Here is a 15163-nt window from a genome sequence, read left to right on the forward strand (position 1 = left end):
GCACGCGCGACCAGGCGGGCCGCGCATCGGCGCCGCGCCCCCGGCTCAGCGTCAGAAGGGCTCGCCGCGGGGCGGGGCGGCCTCGAGCCAGCTGACCACCCCGGCGAGCGCGGAGTCGACCATCGCGACGTCGAACTGCACGCCGTCGTAGGCGCACCGCACCTCGATCACGTGGCCGGCGCCCCCGGCGGCCGGGCGCCGCTCACGCCCCACGATCTCCAGCCGCTCGCGCCGCCAGGACCGCGACGGCCGCAGCCGCAGCGACACCAGCCGGTACCAGTCGATCCGGCCGGAGCCGTAGTTCGCGATGCCGCTGGTCCAGTCCCGGTGGCCGACCGGGCGCAGGGCGCACTCGAAGGAGCCCACCCGGTTGGCCACCCGCCGCACGCGCACCGCGAAGAGCACGAGGACGACGAGGACGGCGGCGAGCGTCAGCAAGACACCCCACGCCGTCCCCGTCAAGTACGACCCCTACTGCTCGGTGGAACGCAGGGCCGCGGGCTCGTCCGCGGTCTCGAGGACCACCGTCACGAGGTCCTCGTCCACCGAGACGAAGCCCTCCGTCACGTCGTAGGTGAGCCCGGCGCCCGTCTCCGGGGTGATGCGCACCGTTCCCGGGCGCAGCACCGCCAGCACGGGCTGGCGCCCCGGGAGGATCCCCAGGTCACCGTTGGCGGCGGGGACCACGACACTCGTCGCCTCGCCGCTCCACAGGGACGCGTGCGTCGAGACGACCTCAACCTTCATTGCCACCTAGGGCTCCTCTCGCTCCTGGCCGCCGGCCGCTCAGCGCAGCTCGGACTGGATCTTGTGCCAGTTGCGCTCGAGGTCCTCGATGCCGCCGATGTTGAAGAACGCCTGCTCCGGCACGTGGTCGTACTGGCCGTTGGCGATGCGCTTGAACGCCTCGACCGTCTCGGCCACCGGCACGGTGGAGCCCTCGACGCCGGTGAACTTCACCGCCGTGTAGGTGTTCTGCGAGAGGTACTGCTCGATCCGCCGGGCGCGGGCCACGGTGATCTTGTCCTCCTCGGAGAGCTCGTCCACACCGAGGATGGCGATGATGTCCTGCAGCTCCTTGTTCTTCTGCAGGATCGTCTTCACCTGGGTGGCGACGTCGTAGTGCTCCTGGCCCACGTACTGCGGGTCGAGGATGCGTGACGTCGACGCCAGCGGGTCCACGGCCGGGTACAGGCCGCGGGAGGCGATGTCACGGGAGAGCTCGGTCGTCGCGTCGAGGTGCGCGAACGTCGTGGCCGGCGCCGGGTCGGTGTAGTCGTCGGCGGGGACGTAGATGGCCTGCAGCGACGTGATGGAGTGCCCGCGGGTGGAGGTGATGCGCTCCTGCAGCATGCCCATCTCGTCGGCCAGGTTCGGCTGGTAGCCGACGGCGGAGGGCATCCGGCCCAGCAGCGTGGAGACCTCCGAGCCGGCCTGGGTGAAGCGGAAGATGTTGTCGATGAAGAGCAGCACCTCCTGCTTCTGCACGTCGCGGAAGTACTCCGCCATCGTCAGGGCGGAGAGGGCGACGCGCAGACGCACGCCCGGCGGCTCGTCCATCTGGCCGAAGACGAGGGCGGTCTTGTCGAAGACGCCCGCGTCCTCCATCTCCATGATGAGGTCGTTGCCCTCACGGGTGCGCTCACCGACGCCGGCGAACACGGACACACCGCCGTGGTCCTGCGCCACGCGCTGGATCATCTCCTGGATGAGCACCGTCTTGCCCACGCCGGCGCCGCCGAACAGGCCGATCTTGCCGCCCTGGACGTAGGGGGTCAGCAGGTCGATGACCTTGATGCCGGTCTCGAACATCTGGGTGCGGGACTCGAGCTGGTCGAAGGCCGGGGGCTCGCGGTGGATGGGCCAGCGCTCGGTGACCTCCAGCCGCTCGCCCTCGGCGAGGTTGAGCACCTCGCCGGTGACGTTGAAGACGTGGCCCTTGGTCACGTCGCCGACCGGCACCGAGATCGGCGCGCCGGTGTCCACGACCTTCTGGCCGCGGACGAGGCCGTCGCTGGGCTTCAGCGCGATGGCGCGGACGAGGTTGTCGCCCAGGTGCTGGGCGACCTCGAGCGTCATGGTGACCGTGCCCTCGCCCTCACCGGTGAGGGTCACCTCGGTGGTCAGGGCGTTGTACATGTCGGGGATCGCGTCCGGCGGGAACTCGATGTCGACGACGGGGCCGGTGACGCGGGCGATCCGGCCGACGGCGGCGACGCCGCCGGTCTTCGGCGTTTCGGTGCTGGTGGCAGTCATTTCGTTTCCTTCAGGCGGCGAGTTGTGGTCAGCGGCCCGACGCCAGCGCGTCGGCCCCGGAGACGATCTCGGTGATCTCCGAGGTGATGTCGGCCTGGCGGGCCGTGTTCGCCAGCCGGGTGTAGTCGCGGATGAGGTCTTCGGCGTTGTCCGTGGCGGTGTGCATGGCGCGCTGGCGCGAGGCCAGCTCCGAGGCGGCCGCCATGAGCAGCTCGGAGTAGATGCGCCGCCGCACGTACATCGGCAGCAGCGCGTCGAGCACCTCGTCGGGCGAGGGCTCGAACTCGTACAGCGGCAGGGGCTCGGCGCCGGCCGGGGTGACGCCCTCGACGATCTCGATGGGCAGCATCCGGCGCACCTGCGGCACCTGGGTCACCATGGTCTGGAACCGGGTGAACACCACGTGCAGCTCGGAGACGCCACCCTCCGCCTCCGGGGCGAGGTAGGCCCCCAGCAGCGCATCGGCGATCTCCCGGGCCCGCTCGGGCCGCGGGCTGTCCGAGCCCTCGGTCCACGACTGCGCGATGTCCCGGCCGCGGAAGCGGAAGTAGCTCTCGCCGCGCCGGCCGGAGACGTACAGCACGACCTCCTTGCCCTCGGACTCCAGCCGCTCGATGAGCCGCTCGGTCTCGCGCAGGATCGTCGCGGAGTACGCGCCGGCCATGCCTCGGTCCGAGGTGATCGTCAGGACGGCGACCCGGTCGGTGTCGGTGCGCCCCGCGATGAGGGGGTGGTCCAGGTTGGCGTGCGCGGAGACGGCGGACACGGCCCGGATGAGCGCGCGCGTGTACGCGTCCGTCCCCTGCGCCGCGGCGCGCGCCTTGCCGATGCGCGACGCGGCGATGAGCTCCATGGCCCGGAAGACCTTCTTGAGCGTCTGCGTCGCCCGGATCTTCTGCTTGTAGACGCGCTGTGATCCCGCCATGCTCAGCCCCGCTTCGCGCGGACGATCTGCTCCTGCGCCTGCTCGGCCTCGACCTCGCCGGCGTCCAGCGCGGGCTCGGCGGCCAGCGGGTTGCCGGAGGCGTCGACGAAGCCCTTGCGGAAGTTCTCCACCGCCGCGCGCAGCGCCTCCTCGGTGGTGTCCTCCAGCTTGCCGGTCTCGCGGATCGTGGTCAGCACGTCGGAGCTGCGGCGCAGGTGGTCCAGCAGCTCGCTCTCGAAGCGCGGGATGTCCGCCACGTCGACGTCGTCGAGGTAGCCGTTGGTGCCCGCCCAGATGGAGGCCACCTGGTCCTCGACCGCGTACGGGGTGTACTGCGGCTGCTTGAGCAGGGCCATGAGCCGCTCGCCGCGGACGAGCTGCTGGCGCGTGGTGGGGTCGAGGTCGGAGGCGAACATCGCGAACGCCGCCTGCGACCGGTACTGCGCCAGGGTGATCTTCAGCGTGCCGGCGACCTTCTTCATCGCCTTGATCTGGGCGTCGCCACCGACGCGGGACACCGAGATGCCGACGTCGACGGCGGGCCGCTGGTTGGCGTTGAACAGGTCCGACTGCAGGAAAATCTGCCCGTCGGTGATCGAGATGACGTTGGTCGGGATGTACGCCGAGACGTCGTTCGCCTTGGTCTCGATGAGAGGCAGGCCGGTCATCGAGCCGGCACCCAGCTCGTCCGAGAGCTTCGCGCAGCGCTCGAGCAGGCGGGAGTGCAGGTAGAAGACGTCGCCGGGGTAGGCCTCGCGGCCCGGCGGGCGCCGCAGCAGCAGGGACACGGCGCGGTAGGCCTCCGCCTGCTTGGACAGGTCGTCGAAGACGATCAGCACGTGCTTGCCCTGGTACATCCAGTGCTGGCCGATGGCCGAGCCGGTGTAGGGGGCGATGTACTTGAAGCCCGCGGGGTCGGAGGCGGGGGCGGCGACGATCGTGGTGTACTCCAGCGCGCCGGCCTCCTCCAGGGCGCCGCGCACCGCGGCGATGGTCGAGCCCTTCTGGCCGACGGCGACGTAGATGCAGCGGACCTGCTTCTTGGGGTCGCCCGACTCCCAGTTGGCCTTCTGGTTGAGGATCGTGTCGATCGCGATGGCCGTCTTGCCGGTCTGGCGGTCGCCGATGATCAGCTGACGCTGGCCGCGGCCGATCGGGATCATCGAGTCGATGGCCTTCAGGCCGGTCTGCAGCGGCTCGTGGACGCTCTTGCGCATCATCACGCCGGGGGCCTGCAGCTCCAGGGCGCGGCGGCCCTCGATGCCGGCGATCTCCCCCAGGCCGTCGATCGGCTGGCCCAGCGGGTCGACCACGCGGCCGAGGTAGCCCTCGCCCACGGGGACCGAGAGCACCTCACCGGTGCGGCGGACCTCCTGGCCCTCCTCGATGCCGGTGAAGTCGCCCAGCACGACGACGCCGATCTGGCGCACGTCGAGGTTCATCGCCAGGCCCAGGGTGCCGTCGGCGAACCGCAGCAGCTCGTTGGCCATGGCGCCCGGCAGGCCCTCGACCTGGGCGATGCCGTCGCCGGCCAGCGTGACGTGGCCGACCTCTTCGCTCACCGCCTGGGTGGGCTCGTAGGAGCTCACGAAGCTGTCCAGCGCAGCCCTGATCTCCTCGGGCCGGATCGTCAGCTCAGCCATTGTTCTTCCTTCGCTTCTGTTGGCCGCTCGGGTGCGGTCGGTCGGTATGTCTGCGGGTCAGCCGGCGAGCCGGCGCTTGGCATCGGCCAGGCGGCTGGCCAGGGTGCCGTCGATGACGTCGTCGCCCACCTGCACGCGCAGGCCGCCGACGAGCGCCGGGTCCAGGCCCACGTGCACCTGGACGGGACGGCCGTAGCCGCGCTCCAGGAGCTCGCCGAGGCGACGGATCTGGGCGTCCGTGAGCGGCACCGCCGAGGTCACGGAGGCCACCAGGTGGCGGCGACGCTCCGCGGCGAGGGTGGTGACGCTGCGCAGCGCCGACGTGACCGAGCGGCGGCGCAGCCCGCGGGCGGCACGCACCGCGAGCACCGTCGTCTCCGGGTAGACCTTGCCGGCGAGCACGGCGTCCATCAGGCCGGCGCGGCGCTCGGCCGGGAGGTTGCGGTCCTCGACGGCGTTGCGCAGGTCGCGCTCCTCGCCGAGCATCCGGACCAGCCGGTAGGCCTCGTCCTCGACGTCGGCGAGGCGGCCCGCCTGCTCGGCCGCCGCCAGCACCGAGGTGACGGCGAGGACCTCGACCGCGTCCGCCAGGTCCACCTCGCCGGACCAGCGCTCACGCACCACCCCCGAAAGCAGGTCCACGACCTCGGCGTCGACCTTGCCGCTGAGCACCGCCTGGACGAGGCGGGCCTTGGCCTCGCCGTCGCGGGAGGGCTCGGTGAGGGCCCGGCGCAGCGCGGCGGACCCGTCGAGGACGTCCACGACGGCGAACAGCTGCTCGCCCAGGGCGCGGGACCGCTCCCCCACCTCGCGCAGGACCGGCTCCCACCGGTCCTTCGCCCGCTGCAGCGCCGCCTCGCTCGTCGCCCGCATCACGCCTCCCGGGTGGTGGCTGCGGCGCCCTTGTCAGCCGTCTGGGCCTCGAGCTCGTCGAGGAACCGGTCGATGACGCGGGCCTGCAGCGCCTGGTCGCGGACCGACTCGCCGACGATGCGGGAGGCGAGCTCGGTGGCGAGCATCCCGACGTCGGTGCGCAGCGAGATCTGCGCGGCCTGGCGGTCCGCCTCGACCTGGCGGGCGGCCGTCTCGGTGACGCGGTCCGCCTCGGCCTGGGCCTTCGCCCGCGCCTCGGCGACGATCTCCTTGGCCTCGGCCTGCGCCTGCTCGCGCACGGAGGCGGCCTCGCGGCGCGCCTGCCCGAGCTCGGCGGCGATCTGCTCCTCGGCCGCCGCGGCGGCCTCCTGGGCGCGCTCCGCCTGCTGCAGACCGGCCTCGATCTTCGCGGCGCGCTCGTCCAGCATGGCGGTCAGCCGCGGGACGGCGTACCTGACCAGGAAGAAGGCGATGATGGCGATGCACACCGCCGACCACAGGATGTCGTAGCTGGCCGGGAGGAGGGGGTTCGGAGTTGCCTCCTCCGCCAGGGTTGCTGCATTCATCAGAACACGAAGCCCGCAGCCAGGCCGATCAGACCGAGCGCCTCGACGAGGGCCATACCGATAAACATGTTGACACGGAGCGGACCGGCCAGCTCGGGCTGACGGGCCACGGCCTCCTGGGTCTTGCCGACCAGGATACCCATGCCGATGCCGGGGCCGATGGTCGCGAGGCCGTAACCGATGGTCGCGATGTCGCCGGTGATCTCCATATGGAGTTCTTCCTTCCTTTGTGCGGCCCGGGTCGCTCCTGGGCCGTATCTGGGGTGGTCGCGGCGGGCCGCGCCCGCCGCGAGGTCAGTGGGACTCGACGGACAGCTGGATGTAGACGCTGGTGAGGATCGTGAAGACGTACGCCTGCAGGACCGCCACGAAGATCTCGAACAGCGTGAAGGCCAGCCCGGCGGCGAAGGTCAGCACGCCGGCCGCGCTCAGTGCGCCCGAGGCCTCGAGGAAGAGGTAGTTCGTCGCCGCGAAGCACAGCACGAGCAGCAGGTGGCCGGCGAGCATGTTGGCGAGCAGACGGACGGTCAGCGTGGCCGGGCGGATGATGAACGTCGAGAGGAACTCGATCGGCGTCAGGATGAGGTAGATCGGCCACGGCACGCCGGGCGGGAAGAGCTGGGACTTCAGGAAGCCACCGCCGCCGTGGGCCTTGACCCCCGCGACGACGAACGCGACGTAGGAGATCGCCGCGAAGACCAGCGGCACGCCGACCACCGAGGACCCGGCGATGTTGAGCAGCGGGACGATGCCGGTGATGTTCATGGCGAGGACGCCGAAGAAGATCACGACGAGCAGCGGGGTGTACCTGCGGCCCAGCTCCTTGCCCAGGGACTCCTCGGCGATGCCGGTGCGCACGAAGTCGACGGCCATCTCGCCCAGCGACTGGCCCCGCGTCGGGACCAGCTTGGGGCTGCGGGCGGCGAGCCAGAACAGCAGCACCAGCACCGCGGTGGCGATGAGCCGGACCAGCGTGATGCGGTTGAACTCGAAGATCGTGCCCTCGAAGAGCACCGCCGGCGGGAAGAAGTCGGCGAGGGTGGGGCCGTGAAAGCCTCCTTCACCCTCGGCGGCGAGCGTCTGCGCCTGGGAGGTGAGGGTCTCGGTTACGGCAGACAGGACGTCCCCCTCTGGTTCGGATCCGGCACCAAACGTCTCCGCGCACGGGCGACCACGGTCGGGCGCGGGAACGCGATGAGCCTAACGTATATTTCTCAACGATCTGACCACCGCAGCGACGCGGGAAGGTCAAGTCGGACGGAAGCGCCCCGGAAGTGCTGGCGGCGGCTCGCCGCGGGGCGTCGGTGGCGCTTCCGGCCGGTCAGGGACGCGCGCCGTCGCCTGGGGCGCCGTCCGCGGGCTCGACGTTGGGGACCCGCGCGCGCAGGACGGCCACGGCCTCGATCGCGAAGGAGCCGACGATCGCGAGCACGAGGACCACGAAGAAGACGCCCGGTGAGTAGAAGTCCCTCCCGCGCACCAGCAGCAGCACCCCGAAGAGCAGCAGCATCTTCACGACCCAGCCGCCCACGCCGGCGGCGGACGCCACGTGGACGGGCTTGTCGGCCGTGACGAGCATGGTCACGACCGTCCCGATCATGAACAGCGCGGCGATGCCGGCCGCCATGAGCGCCCCCCACACCCCCGGCGTGCCGGCGAGGAGGTAGCCGACGCCCGCCCCCACCGCGCCGAGCGCGAGGACGAGGATCGTGAGGTTGCGCAGGATGACCTGGTACATGTTCCGGGTCGCGCGCTCGGTGTCGTTCATCGGCTGGGTTCCTCGTGGCTCGGGTGGTCGGTGGTGGTCCGGCGCGCCCCGCGGCCGCCGTCGGCGGGCGCCCCTGCCAGGGTGCCCGAGAGTGGGGCGCCGCTCGGGGCGCCCGCGGCGGAGGACCCCGGGGTGCCGTCGCCCGGGGTGGCGCCGTCCGCGCCGGCGGGCGCCAGGGCCGGCTCGGGCTCGGCGGCCTCCCGGGGTTCCGCCCCGGCGTCGCCGTGGTGCAGCCCGGGGAGCTGGTTGTAGGTCACCACGCCGGCCACCACCACCGCGAGGGCGGCGCCGCCGACCACGTACGCCGTCGGGAACACGGCCAGGGCCACGGCGCTGAAGGCGAACACCGTGGTCCACAGATACATGATCAGCACCGCGCGGCGGTGGCTGTGCCCCAGCCCCAGGAGCCGGTGGTGCAGGTGCATCCGGTCGGGGTGGAACGGCGAGTGCCCGGCCCGGAGCCGGCGCAGCACCGCCAGCGTCATGTCCAGCAGCGGCAGCAGCAGCACCGCCACGGGCAGCAGGATCGGCACGTACGCGGGCAGCACCGCCCCGGTGGAGACGGTGGCCGGGTCGATCTGCCCGGTGACGACGATCGCGACGGCCGCGACCACCAGCCCCAGCAGCATGGACCCGGAGTCGCCCATGAAGATCCTGGCCGGGTTGAAGTTGTGCGGCAGGAAGCCGATGCAGACCCCCACCAGGGCCGCCATGACGGCGGTGGCGAGGTTGGCGTAGTTGCCCGGCTGCGCCTCGCGGGTGAGCAGGTACGTGTAGACGAAGAACGCCCCGCCGCCGATGGCGATCATGCCCGCGGCGAGGCCGTCGAGGCCGTCGACGAAGTTCACCGCGTTGATGCACACGACGACGACCAGGATGGTGGCCACCAGCGACAGCCGGCTCGAGCCGATCGTCAGCCCGAACACCGGGAAGGTGATCAGCTGCACCCCCTGCCACGCCATGAGGCCGGCGGCGAGGACCTGGCCGACGAGCTTCGTCATCCAGTCGAGGTCCCAGATGTCGTCGGCGACGCCGAGCAGGCACACCATCGCCGCGCCGCCCAGGATGGCCCAGGCGGTCGAGGTCTCGTGGAAGACGTCGTGCAGGAAGGGCACCCGGGAGGCGATCAGGAGCGCGACCGCGAGGCCGGCGAGCATCGCCACGCCGCCGAGCCGCGGGGTGGGCACGGTGTGCACGTCACGCGCACGGACCGGGGTCAGCGCGCGGGTCGCTCGGGCGAGGCGCCGCACCACCGGCGTGGTCAGGAACGTGACCGCCGCCGCGATCAGCATGACGAGCAGGTAGACCCTCACCTCGGGGCGTCGCCCTCTCCGGTCCCGCCCGCGGCCTGCGCGCCGGGCACGGCGGCGCCGTCCTCGCGCAGCTCGGGCGCGACCGCCGCGAGCTCCTCCGGCGTCACGGCGCCCTGGCGCAGGATGGTCAGCCGCTCCGCCGTCGCGTCGACGATCGTGGAGGCGACCCCGCCGCCGGCCCGGCCGGCGTCGAGGTAGACGGCGACCTTGTCGCCGAAGTACTCCACGGCCTGCGCGGCCGTGACCGCGCTGGGCCGGCCGGTGAGGTTGGCGCTGGAGACCGCGAGCGGGCCGGTGCGGCGCAGCAGGGCGAGCGCGGTGTCGTCGGCGGGCATGCGCAGCGCGACGGTGCCGTCGGTGTCCCCCAGGTCCCAGGCCAGGGAGGGCTGCGCGAGGCAGACGATGGTCAGCGGCCCCGGCCAGAAGGCCCTGACGAGGTCGCGCACGACGTCGGGCACCTCGGTGGCCAGGCCGTCGAGGGTCTCGGGGCTGCCGACCAGGACCGGCGGCGGCTTCTGCCGGCCCCGGCCCTTCGCGGCCAGCAGCGATGCGACGGCGCGCGCGTCGAAGGCGTCCGCGGCGATGCCGTAGACGGTGTCGGTGGGGATGACCGCGAGAGCCCCGCGGCCGAGGGCGTTCACCGCCTCGTCGAGTCCCGCGCTGCGTCCTTCCGGGTCCTGGCAGTCGTACACGCTCACGCAGGTGAGTTTCCCACGCCCGCCGGGGCGGCGTGACATCCTGCCCCACGATGCCCGCGCTCCCCCAGACCGCCCGCTCCCGCCGCTGGTGGGCGCTCGCCCTCGTCGCGGCGCTGGTCACGCAGGTCCTCGTCCTCTACCTGCCCGCAGTGCCCGAGGCGCCGGGGTCCGGCGTGCCGGCGGGCGACAAGGTGGTGCACGCCACGGTCTTCGCGGCGGTGACGCTGACCGGTCTGGCGGCGCGCCTGAGGCCGTCGTTGGTGGTGGGCTTCGGGGTGGTGCACGCCGTCGTGAGCGAGGTCGTCCAGCACACGCTCCTGGCCGACCGCTCGGGCGACCCCTTCGACGTGCTCGCCGACGCGCTCGGCGTGCTGCTGGGCTGGGCGCTCGCGAGGCGGCTCGCGAGCCGGGCGGCCCGCCGCGTGACCGCCCGGGAGCGGCGCACCGCTCCCCCGGCCTGACCGGCCGCGCGCTCGGCTCGAGCCGACCGGACGCGCGGGCCCCGGACGGGGTTTGCTGCGGCGGCGGCCCGGAGGGGCGCGCGAGCGGCAGGACCGGAGCGTCAGCCGGGCCGGCGGGCGACCACGAAGCGGTCGCGGCCGCCGAGGTCGCGCTCGGTGCGCACGTCCGTCAGCCCGCGGGCGGCGACCATGTCGCGCACCGCCGCTGCCTGCACCTCGGCGTGCTCCATGACGAAGGTGCCCCCGGGCGCCAGCAGCCGTGCCGCGGCGGCGACGACGGCGCGCGGAGTGTCCAGCCCGTCCGCCCCGCCGCCGTAGAGCGCCATGTCGGGGTCGTGCTCGCGCACCTCGGTCTCGCGCGGCACGGCGTCCGGCGGGATGTAGGGCGGGTTGGACACCACCACGTCGACGGTCCCGTCCAGCTCGGGCAGCGCCGCGCCGGCGTCGCCGCGGACGAGGCGGACCCGGGGCGCGATGGCGTCGACGTTGCGCCTCGCGACGGCGAGGGCCGCCTCGGAGAGCTCGACCGCGTGCACGTCCGCCTCCGGCACCTCGGTGGCCACGGCCAGCGCGACGGCGCCCGAGCCGGTGCACAGGTCCACCACCACGGGGCGGCGGCCGGTGCGGGCGACGGCCGCGGCGGCGTCGATCGCCGCCTGCGCCACGAGCTCGGTCTCCGGGCGCACGACGAACGCCCCGGGCGCCGCGGCGAGCACGAGGTGCCGGAAGGCCATCTGGCCGGTGATGTGCTGGAGCGGCTCACGGGAGCGGCGGCGCTCCACCAGCTCGGCGAACCGCGACTGCAGCGCCTGATCGCCGAGGTCGGCGAAGGTGGCGGCGGAGGGCACCAGGTAGAGCGAGCGGCCGAGCACGTGCTCCGCGAGGAGCCGGGCGTCCACGTCCGGCGAGGGCACGCCGGCCTCGGCCAGGAGCGCCGCGGCGCCCGCGACCGCCTGCCGCACGGTCACCGCGGGGCGCCACCCCCCCGGCTCGGGGCCGTCCACCTCAGCCCCGGTGCGCCGCGGCGGCGAGGCGCTCGGCCTCGTCCATCTCGACGGCGGAGGCGATGACGGGGCCGAGGTCGCCGTCGAGCACGTGGTCGAGGTTGTACGCCTTGTACCCGGTGCGGTGGTCGGCGATGCGGTTCTCGGGGAAGTTGTAGGTGCGGATCCGCTCGGAGCGGTCCACGGTGCGCACCTGGGAGCGGCGCTGCTCGGAGGCCGCGGCCGCCGCCTCCTCCTGGCGGGCGGCGAGCAGCCGGGCGCGCAGCACGCGCATGGCCTGCTCGCGGTTCTGCAGCTGGGACTTCTCGTTCTGCATCGACACCACGATGCCGGTGGGCACGTGGGTGATGCGCACCGCCGAGTCGGTGGTGTTCACGCTCTGCCCGCCCGGGCCCGAGGAGCGGTAGACGTCGACGCGCAGGTCGTTCGGGTCGATCTCGACCTCGCCGGGGTCGTCGACCTCGGGGAGCACCAGCACCCCGGCGGCGGAGGTGTGGATGCGACCCTGCGACTCGGTCACCGGCACGCGCTGGACGCGGTGCACACCGCCCTCGTACTTCAGGTGCGCCCACACGCCCCCGCCAGGGTCGGACGGCACGCCCTTGGCCTTGATCGCGACGGAGACGTCCTTGTAGCCGCCGAGGTCCGACTCGGTGGCGGAGATGACCTGCGCCGACCAGCCCTGCCGCTCGGCGTAGCGCAGGTACATGCGCAGCAGGTCGCCGGCGAAGAGCGCGGACTCCTCCCCGCCCTCGCCCGCCTTGACCTCGAGGATCACGTCGCGGGCGTCGTCGGGGTCGGTGGGCACGAGCACGCGGCGCAGGCGCTCGGCGGCCTCGTCGGCGGCCGCCTGCAGGGCGGGCAGCTCCTCGGCGAAGGCGTCGTCCACCTCGGCGAGCTCCCGGCCCGCCGCGAGGTCGCCGTCGGCCTCCTGCCAGGCGCGGTAGGCGTGCACGACCCGGCCGAGCTCCGCGTAGCGCCGGCCGAGCTTGCGGGCGCGGCCGGGGTCGGCGTGCACGGCCGGGTCGGCCATGGCGCGCTCGATCTCGGCGTGCTCGGCGAGCAGCGCCTCCACCGCGCTCAGGTCCTCGCTCACTGGTGCTCCCTCTCCCCCTCTTCGGCCCGCCCGCCCGGCGGCCCGCAGGTACGACGACGCCGGCGGGCGCCGCGGACCGGAAGGTCCGACAGCGTCACCGCCGGCGCGCCTGACGTGCTACTTGTTCCGCTTGCCGTAGCGGGCCTCGAAGCGGGCCACGCGGCCACCGGTGTCGAGGATCTTCTGCTTGCCGGTGTAGAAGGGGTGGCAGGCGCTGCACACGTCCGCGCGGATCTCGCCGGAGGTGGCGGTGCTGCGCGTGGTGAAGGTGTTGCCACAGGTGCACGTCACCTCGGTGGTGACGTAGTCGGGGTGGATGCCCTGCTTCAAGGTGATCTCCTAGGTTCGTTGATGCCCCGGGTCGTGGATCCACAGGCCGTGGACGCCCACGTGAACCGGAGGCCGACGAGACATTCTGCCAGACGGCGGCGCCGCCGGGCACACCGGGTACCGGTGTGTGAGCGACGCCATGCCCGCCCCTCCCCGCCTGCGCGCGAGATGTCATCTTCTCCGCCACATGTCATGACATGTGGCGGAGAAGATGACATCTGGCGCCGGGGTGGGCGGGTCAGCGGATGGCGAGCTCGGGCTCGGTGGTCGGGGTCGGCGTCGTCTTCTGGACGGTCATGAGGAACTCGGCGTTGGAGCCGGTCTCCCGCAGCTTGCCCAGGAGCAGGTCGATGGCCTGCTGCTGGTCGAGCGCGCCCATGACGCGGCGCAACTTCCAGACGATCTTGAGCTCCTCGGGCGCCATGAGCAGCTCCTCACGGCGGGTGCCGGAGGCGTTGATGTCCACGGCGGGGAAGATGCGCTTGTCCGCCAGCTGGCGGGACAGGCGCAGCTCCATGTTGCCCGTGCCCTTGAACTCCTCGAAGATCACCTCGTCCATCTTCGAGCCCGTCTCCACCAGAGCCGAGGCGAGGATGGTGAGCGAGCCGCCGTGCTCGATGTTGCGGGCGGCGCCGAAGAACTTCTTCGGCGGGTACAGCGCGGACGCGTCCACACCGCCGGAGAGGATGCGGCCGGACGCCGGCGCGGCGAGGTTGTAGGCACGGGACAGGCGGGTCAGGGAGTCGAGCAGCACGACGACGTCCTGGCCCAGCTCGACCAGGCGCTTGGCGCGCTCGATCGCGAGCTCGGCGACGATCGTGTGGTCCGACGCCGGGCGGTCGAAGGTCGAGGCGATGACCTCGCCCTTGACCATCCGCTCCATGTCCGTGACCTCCTCGGGGCGCTCGTCGACGAGCACCACCATGAGGTGGACGTTGGGGTTGTTCACGGAGATGGCGTTGGCGATCTGCTGCATGATGATCGTCTTGCCCGCCTTCGGCGGGGAGACGATCAGGCCGCGCTGGCCCTTGCCGATCGGCGCGACCAGGTCGATCACGCGGGGCGTGATGGCCTTCGGCGTCGTCTCCAGGCGCAGCTGGTCCTGCGGGTACAGCGGGGTGAGCTTGTTGAACTCGGGCCGCTGGCGCGCCTTCTCGATGCTCATGCCGTTGATGGTGTCGAGCCGCACGAGCGCGTTGAACTTCTGGCGCTTGTTGTCGTTCTCGCCCTCGTGGGGCTGGCGGACGGCGCCGGTGATGGCGTCACCGCGGCGCAGGCCGTTCTTCTTGACCTGGCCGAGCGTGACGTAGACGTCGTTGGGGCCGGGCAGGTAGCCGGAGGTGCGGACGAACGCGTAGTTGTCGAGGACGTCGAGGATGCCGGCGACGGGCAGCAGGACGTCGTCCTCGCTGACCTCCACGGTCTCCTCGTAGCCGACGATGTCCTGGCCGGCGCGGCCGCCGCGGCGCTTGCGGTCGCGCCCGCGGTCACGGTTGCGCCGGCGGCTGCGCCCGCCGCGCTCGTCGTCGCCGTCGTCGTGGCGGCGCTGCTGCTGGTTGCCCTGGCGCCGGTCGTCGTGGTCGCCGCCGCGGCGGCGCGCGGCCGCCTCGCCCAGCGCGTCGAGCGTGATGCGGGGCGCCTCCTCGCCGTCGGTCTCGGCGCCACCCTGGGAGGCCTGCTTGGCGAGCTCGCGCTTGAGGGCCTCCTTCGCCGCGTCGTGGGACTCGGGGGCGGCGGCCGGGGCGGTGGCGCGGCGGGAGCCGCGGCGGCCGCGCGTGGGCTCGGCGCCCCGCCCGGCCTCTGCGGGCTGGTCGGCGGCCTGCGGGGCGGCGTCGGCGGCAGGCTCCCCGGCAGCCGCGGAGGCGGGAGCCGCCTCGGCGGGTGCGGCGTCAGCCTGCGGCGCGGCGTCGCCCTCGGCGGCATTCGGCGCGGCGGCGCCCTCGGCGGACTTCGGCGCGGCGGCGCGCGTGCGGCGGGCGGGCCGCTCGGCGGCGGCCCCGGCGGCCGGCGCGGAGCCGTTGCGGCCCTCGCGGATGGCGGCGATGAGGTCGCTCTTGCGCATCTTCGCGGTGCCCTTGAGGCCCATCTCGGCGGCCATCGCCTGGAGCTCGGGCAGTCGCATGGTGGTCAACGAGCCCCCTGCGGTGCGCTGCGCGCTCTGGGGGGCGTCGACGGTTTCGGTCACGAGGTTCCTTCCCTCGGGGCGTGCCCTCACCTGAGGGCATCATCT

At 73.0% G+C, this 15163-nt stretch carries 17 protein-coding genes; 1 reads left to right on the plus strand and 16 read right to left on the minus strand.

Translation table 11 applies throughout. The annotated features are described in order from the left end of the window. Positions 1-51: 51 nt before the first annotated feature. The 12 genes from ACF0H8_RS16155 to ACF0H8_RS16210 all read right to left on the minus strand — a co-directional run bounded on the left by ACF0H8_RS16155 (position 52) and on the right by ACF0H8_RS16210 (position 10042). Positions 52-462, minus strand: a complete 411-nt coding sequence (locus ACF0H8_RS16155) for a DUF2550 family protein (RefSeq protein ID WP_395289908.1) — start codon at positions 460-462, stop codon at positions 52-54. A gap of 9 nt (positions 463-471) precedes the next feature. Then, positions 472-747 (minus strand): F0F1 ATP synthase subunit epsilon, encoded by a 276-nt coding sequence (locus ACF0H8_RS16160; RefSeq protein WP_395290907.1) that lies wholly within the window; start codon positions 745-747, stop codon positions 472-474. A 39-nt stretch (positions 748-786) separates the two neighbouring features. After that, a complete protein-coding gene (gene atpD, locus ACF0H8_RS16165) occupies positions 787-2256 on the minus strand; it encodes a F0F1 ATP synthase subunit beta (protein ID WP_395289909.1) in 1470 nt (489 codons plus the stop codon). Between the two features lie 28 nt (positions 2257-2284). Then, positions 2285-3181, minus strand: coding sequence for a F0F1 ATP synthase subunit gamma (locus ACF0H8_RS16170; RefSeq protein WP_395289910.1), 897 nt, complete (start codon positions 3179-3181; stop codon positions 2285-2287). A gap of 2 nt (positions 3182-3183) precedes the next feature. Further along, on the minus strand, positions 3184-4824 hold the full coding sequence (atpA, locus tag ACF0H8_RS16175) for a F0F1 ATP synthase subunit alpha (protein ID WP_395289911.1): 1641 nt from the start codon (positions 4822-4824) through the stop codon (positions 3184-3186). A gap of 57 nt (positions 4825-4881) precedes the next feature. Beyond that, complete coding sequence (locus ACF0H8_RS16180; protein ID WP_395289912.1) at positions 4882-5697, minus strand: F0F1 ATP synthase subunit delta; 816 nt, start codon at positions 5695-5697, stop codon at positions 4882-4884. After that, on the minus strand, positions 5697-6263 hold the full coding sequence (locus tag ACF0H8_RS16185; protein WP_395289913.1) for a F0F1 ATP synthase subunit B: 567 nt from the start codon (positions 6261-6263) through the stop codon (positions 5697-5699). Before ACF0H8_RS16185 ends, ACF0H8_RS16180 begins: the two co-directional genes overlap by 1 nt. Continuing rightward, a complete protein-coding gene (gene atpE / locus ACF0H8_RS16190) occupies positions 6263-6472 on the minus strand; it encodes an ATP synthase F0 subunit C (RefSeq protein WP_395289914.1) in 210 nt (69 codons plus the stop codon). The genes ACF0H8_RS16185 and atpE overlap by 1 nt, the downstream gene beginning before the upstream one ends. A gap of 85 nt (positions 6473-6557) precedes the next feature. Then, positions 6558-7277: a F0F1 ATP synthase subunit A gene (gene atpB / locus ACF0H8_RS16195; protein ID WP_395289915.1), complete on the minus strand. Its 720-nt coding sequence runs from the start codon at positions 7275-7277 to the stop codon at positions 6558-6560. 307 nt (positions 7278-7584) lie between these two features. After that, positions 7585-8031, minus strand: coding sequence for a hypothetical protein (locus ACF0H8_RS16200; protein WP_395289916.1), 447 nt, complete (start codon positions 8029-8031; stop codon positions 7585-7587). Continuing rightward, positions 8028-9344, minus strand: coding sequence for a glycosyltransferase family 4 protein (locus ACF0H8_RS16205; protein ID WP_395289917.1), 1317 nt, complete (start codon positions 9342-9344; stop codon positions 8028-8030). The genes ACF0H8_RS16200 and ACF0H8_RS16205 overlap by 4 nt, the downstream gene beginning before the upstream one ends. Then, positions 9341-10042, minus strand: a complete 702-nt coding sequence (locus ACF0H8_RS16210) for an L-threonylcarbamoyladenylate synthase (protein WP_395289918.1) — start codon at positions 10040-10042, stop codon at positions 9341-9343. The genes ACF0H8_RS16205 and ACF0H8_RS16210 overlap by 4 nt, the downstream gene beginning before the upstream one ends. A gap of 50 nt (positions 10043-10092) precedes the next feature. Here ACF0H8_RS16210 and ACF0H8_RS16215 point away from each other — a divergent pair, with 50 nt between their 5' ends. Then, a complete protein-coding gene (locus ACF0H8_RS16215) occupies positions 10093-10503 on the plus strand; it encodes a VanZ family protein (RefSeq protein ID WP_395289919.1) in 411 nt (136 codons plus the stop codon). A 101-nt stretch (positions 10504-10604) separates the two neighbouring features. On the opposite strand, the gene prmC is transcribed toward ACF0H8_RS16215, so the two are convergent. The 4 genes from prmC to rho all read right to left on the minus strand — a co-directional run bounded on the left by prmC (position 10605) and on the right by rho (position 15118). Then, on the minus strand, positions 10605-11471 hold the full coding sequence (gene prmC / locus ACF0H8_RS16220; protein ID WP_395289920.1) for a peptide chain release factor N(5)-glutamine methyltransferase: 867 nt from the start codon (positions 11469-11471) through the stop codon (positions 10605-10607). 37 nt (positions 11472-11508) lie between these two features. Beyond that, positions 11509-12603 (minus strand): peptide chain release factor 1, encoded by a 1095-nt coding sequence (gene prfA / locus ACF0H8_RS16225; RefSeq protein ID WP_395289921.1) that lies wholly within the window; start codon positions 12601-12603, stop codon positions 11509-11511. Positions 12604-12720: 117 nt separating this feature from the next. Further along, entirely contained in the window at positions 12721-12933 is a 213-nt protein-coding gene (gene rpmE / locus ACF0H8_RS16230) for a 50S ribosomal protein L31 (protein WP_395289922.1), read from the minus strand. Positions 12934-13171: 238 nt separating this feature from the next. Next, positions 13172-15118, minus strand: a complete 1947-nt coding sequence (gene rho / locus ACF0H8_RS16235) for a transcription termination factor Rho (RefSeq protein ID WP_395289923.1) — start codon at positions 15116-15118, stop codon at positions 13172-13174. Positions 15119-15163 lie beyond the last annotated feature (45 nt).

Origin of the sequence: Georgenia sp. AZ-5, from assembly GCF_043952095.1 — a bacterium.
Taxonomy (GTDB): Bacteria; Actinomycetota; Actinomycetes; order Actinomycetales; family Actinomycetaceae; genus Georgenia.

What these genes read in the sequence shown, in the direction of transcription:
- ACF0H8_RS16200 (WP_395289916.1), bottom strand. Translation starts at nt 8,031, where the DNA reads ATGAACGACACCGAGCGCGCGACCCGGAACATGTACCAGGTCATCCTG.
- atpD (WP_395289909.1), bottom strand. Translation starts at nt 2,256, where the DNA reads ATGACTGCCACCAGCACCGAAACGCCGAAGACCGGCGGCGTCGCCGCC.
- ACF0H8_RS16180 (WP_395289912.1), bottom strand. Translation starts at nt 5,697, where the DNA reads ATGCGGGCGACGAGCGAGGCGGCGCTGCAGCGGGCGAAGGACCGGTGG.
- ACF0H8_RS16185 (WP_395289913.1), bottom strand. Translation starts at nt 6,263, where the DNA reads ATGAATGCAGCAACCCTGGCGGAGGAGGCAACTCCGAACCCCCTCCTC.
- ACF0H8_RS16170 (WP_395289910.1), bottom strand. Translation starts at nt 3,181, where the DNA reads ATGGCGGGATCACAGCGCGTCTACAAGCAGAAGATCCGGGCGACGCAG.
- ACF0H8_RS16160 (WP_395290907.1), bottom strand. Translation starts at nt 747, where the DNA reads ATGAAGGTTGAGGTCGTCTCGACGCACGCGTCCCTGTGGAGCGGCGAG.
- ACF0H8_RS16215 (WP_395289919.1), top strand. Translation starts at nt 10,093, where the DNA reads ATGCCCGCGCTCCCCCAGACCGCCCGCTCCCGCCGCTGGTGGGCGCTC.
- atpE (WP_395289914.1), bottom strand. Translation starts at nt 6,472, where the DNA reads ATGGAGATCACCGGCGACATCGCGACCATCGGTTACGGCCTCGCGACC.
- atpA (WP_395289911.1), bottom strand. Translation starts at nt 4,824, where the DNA reads ATGGCTGAGCTGACGATCCGGCCCGAGGAGATCAGGGCTGCGCTGGAC.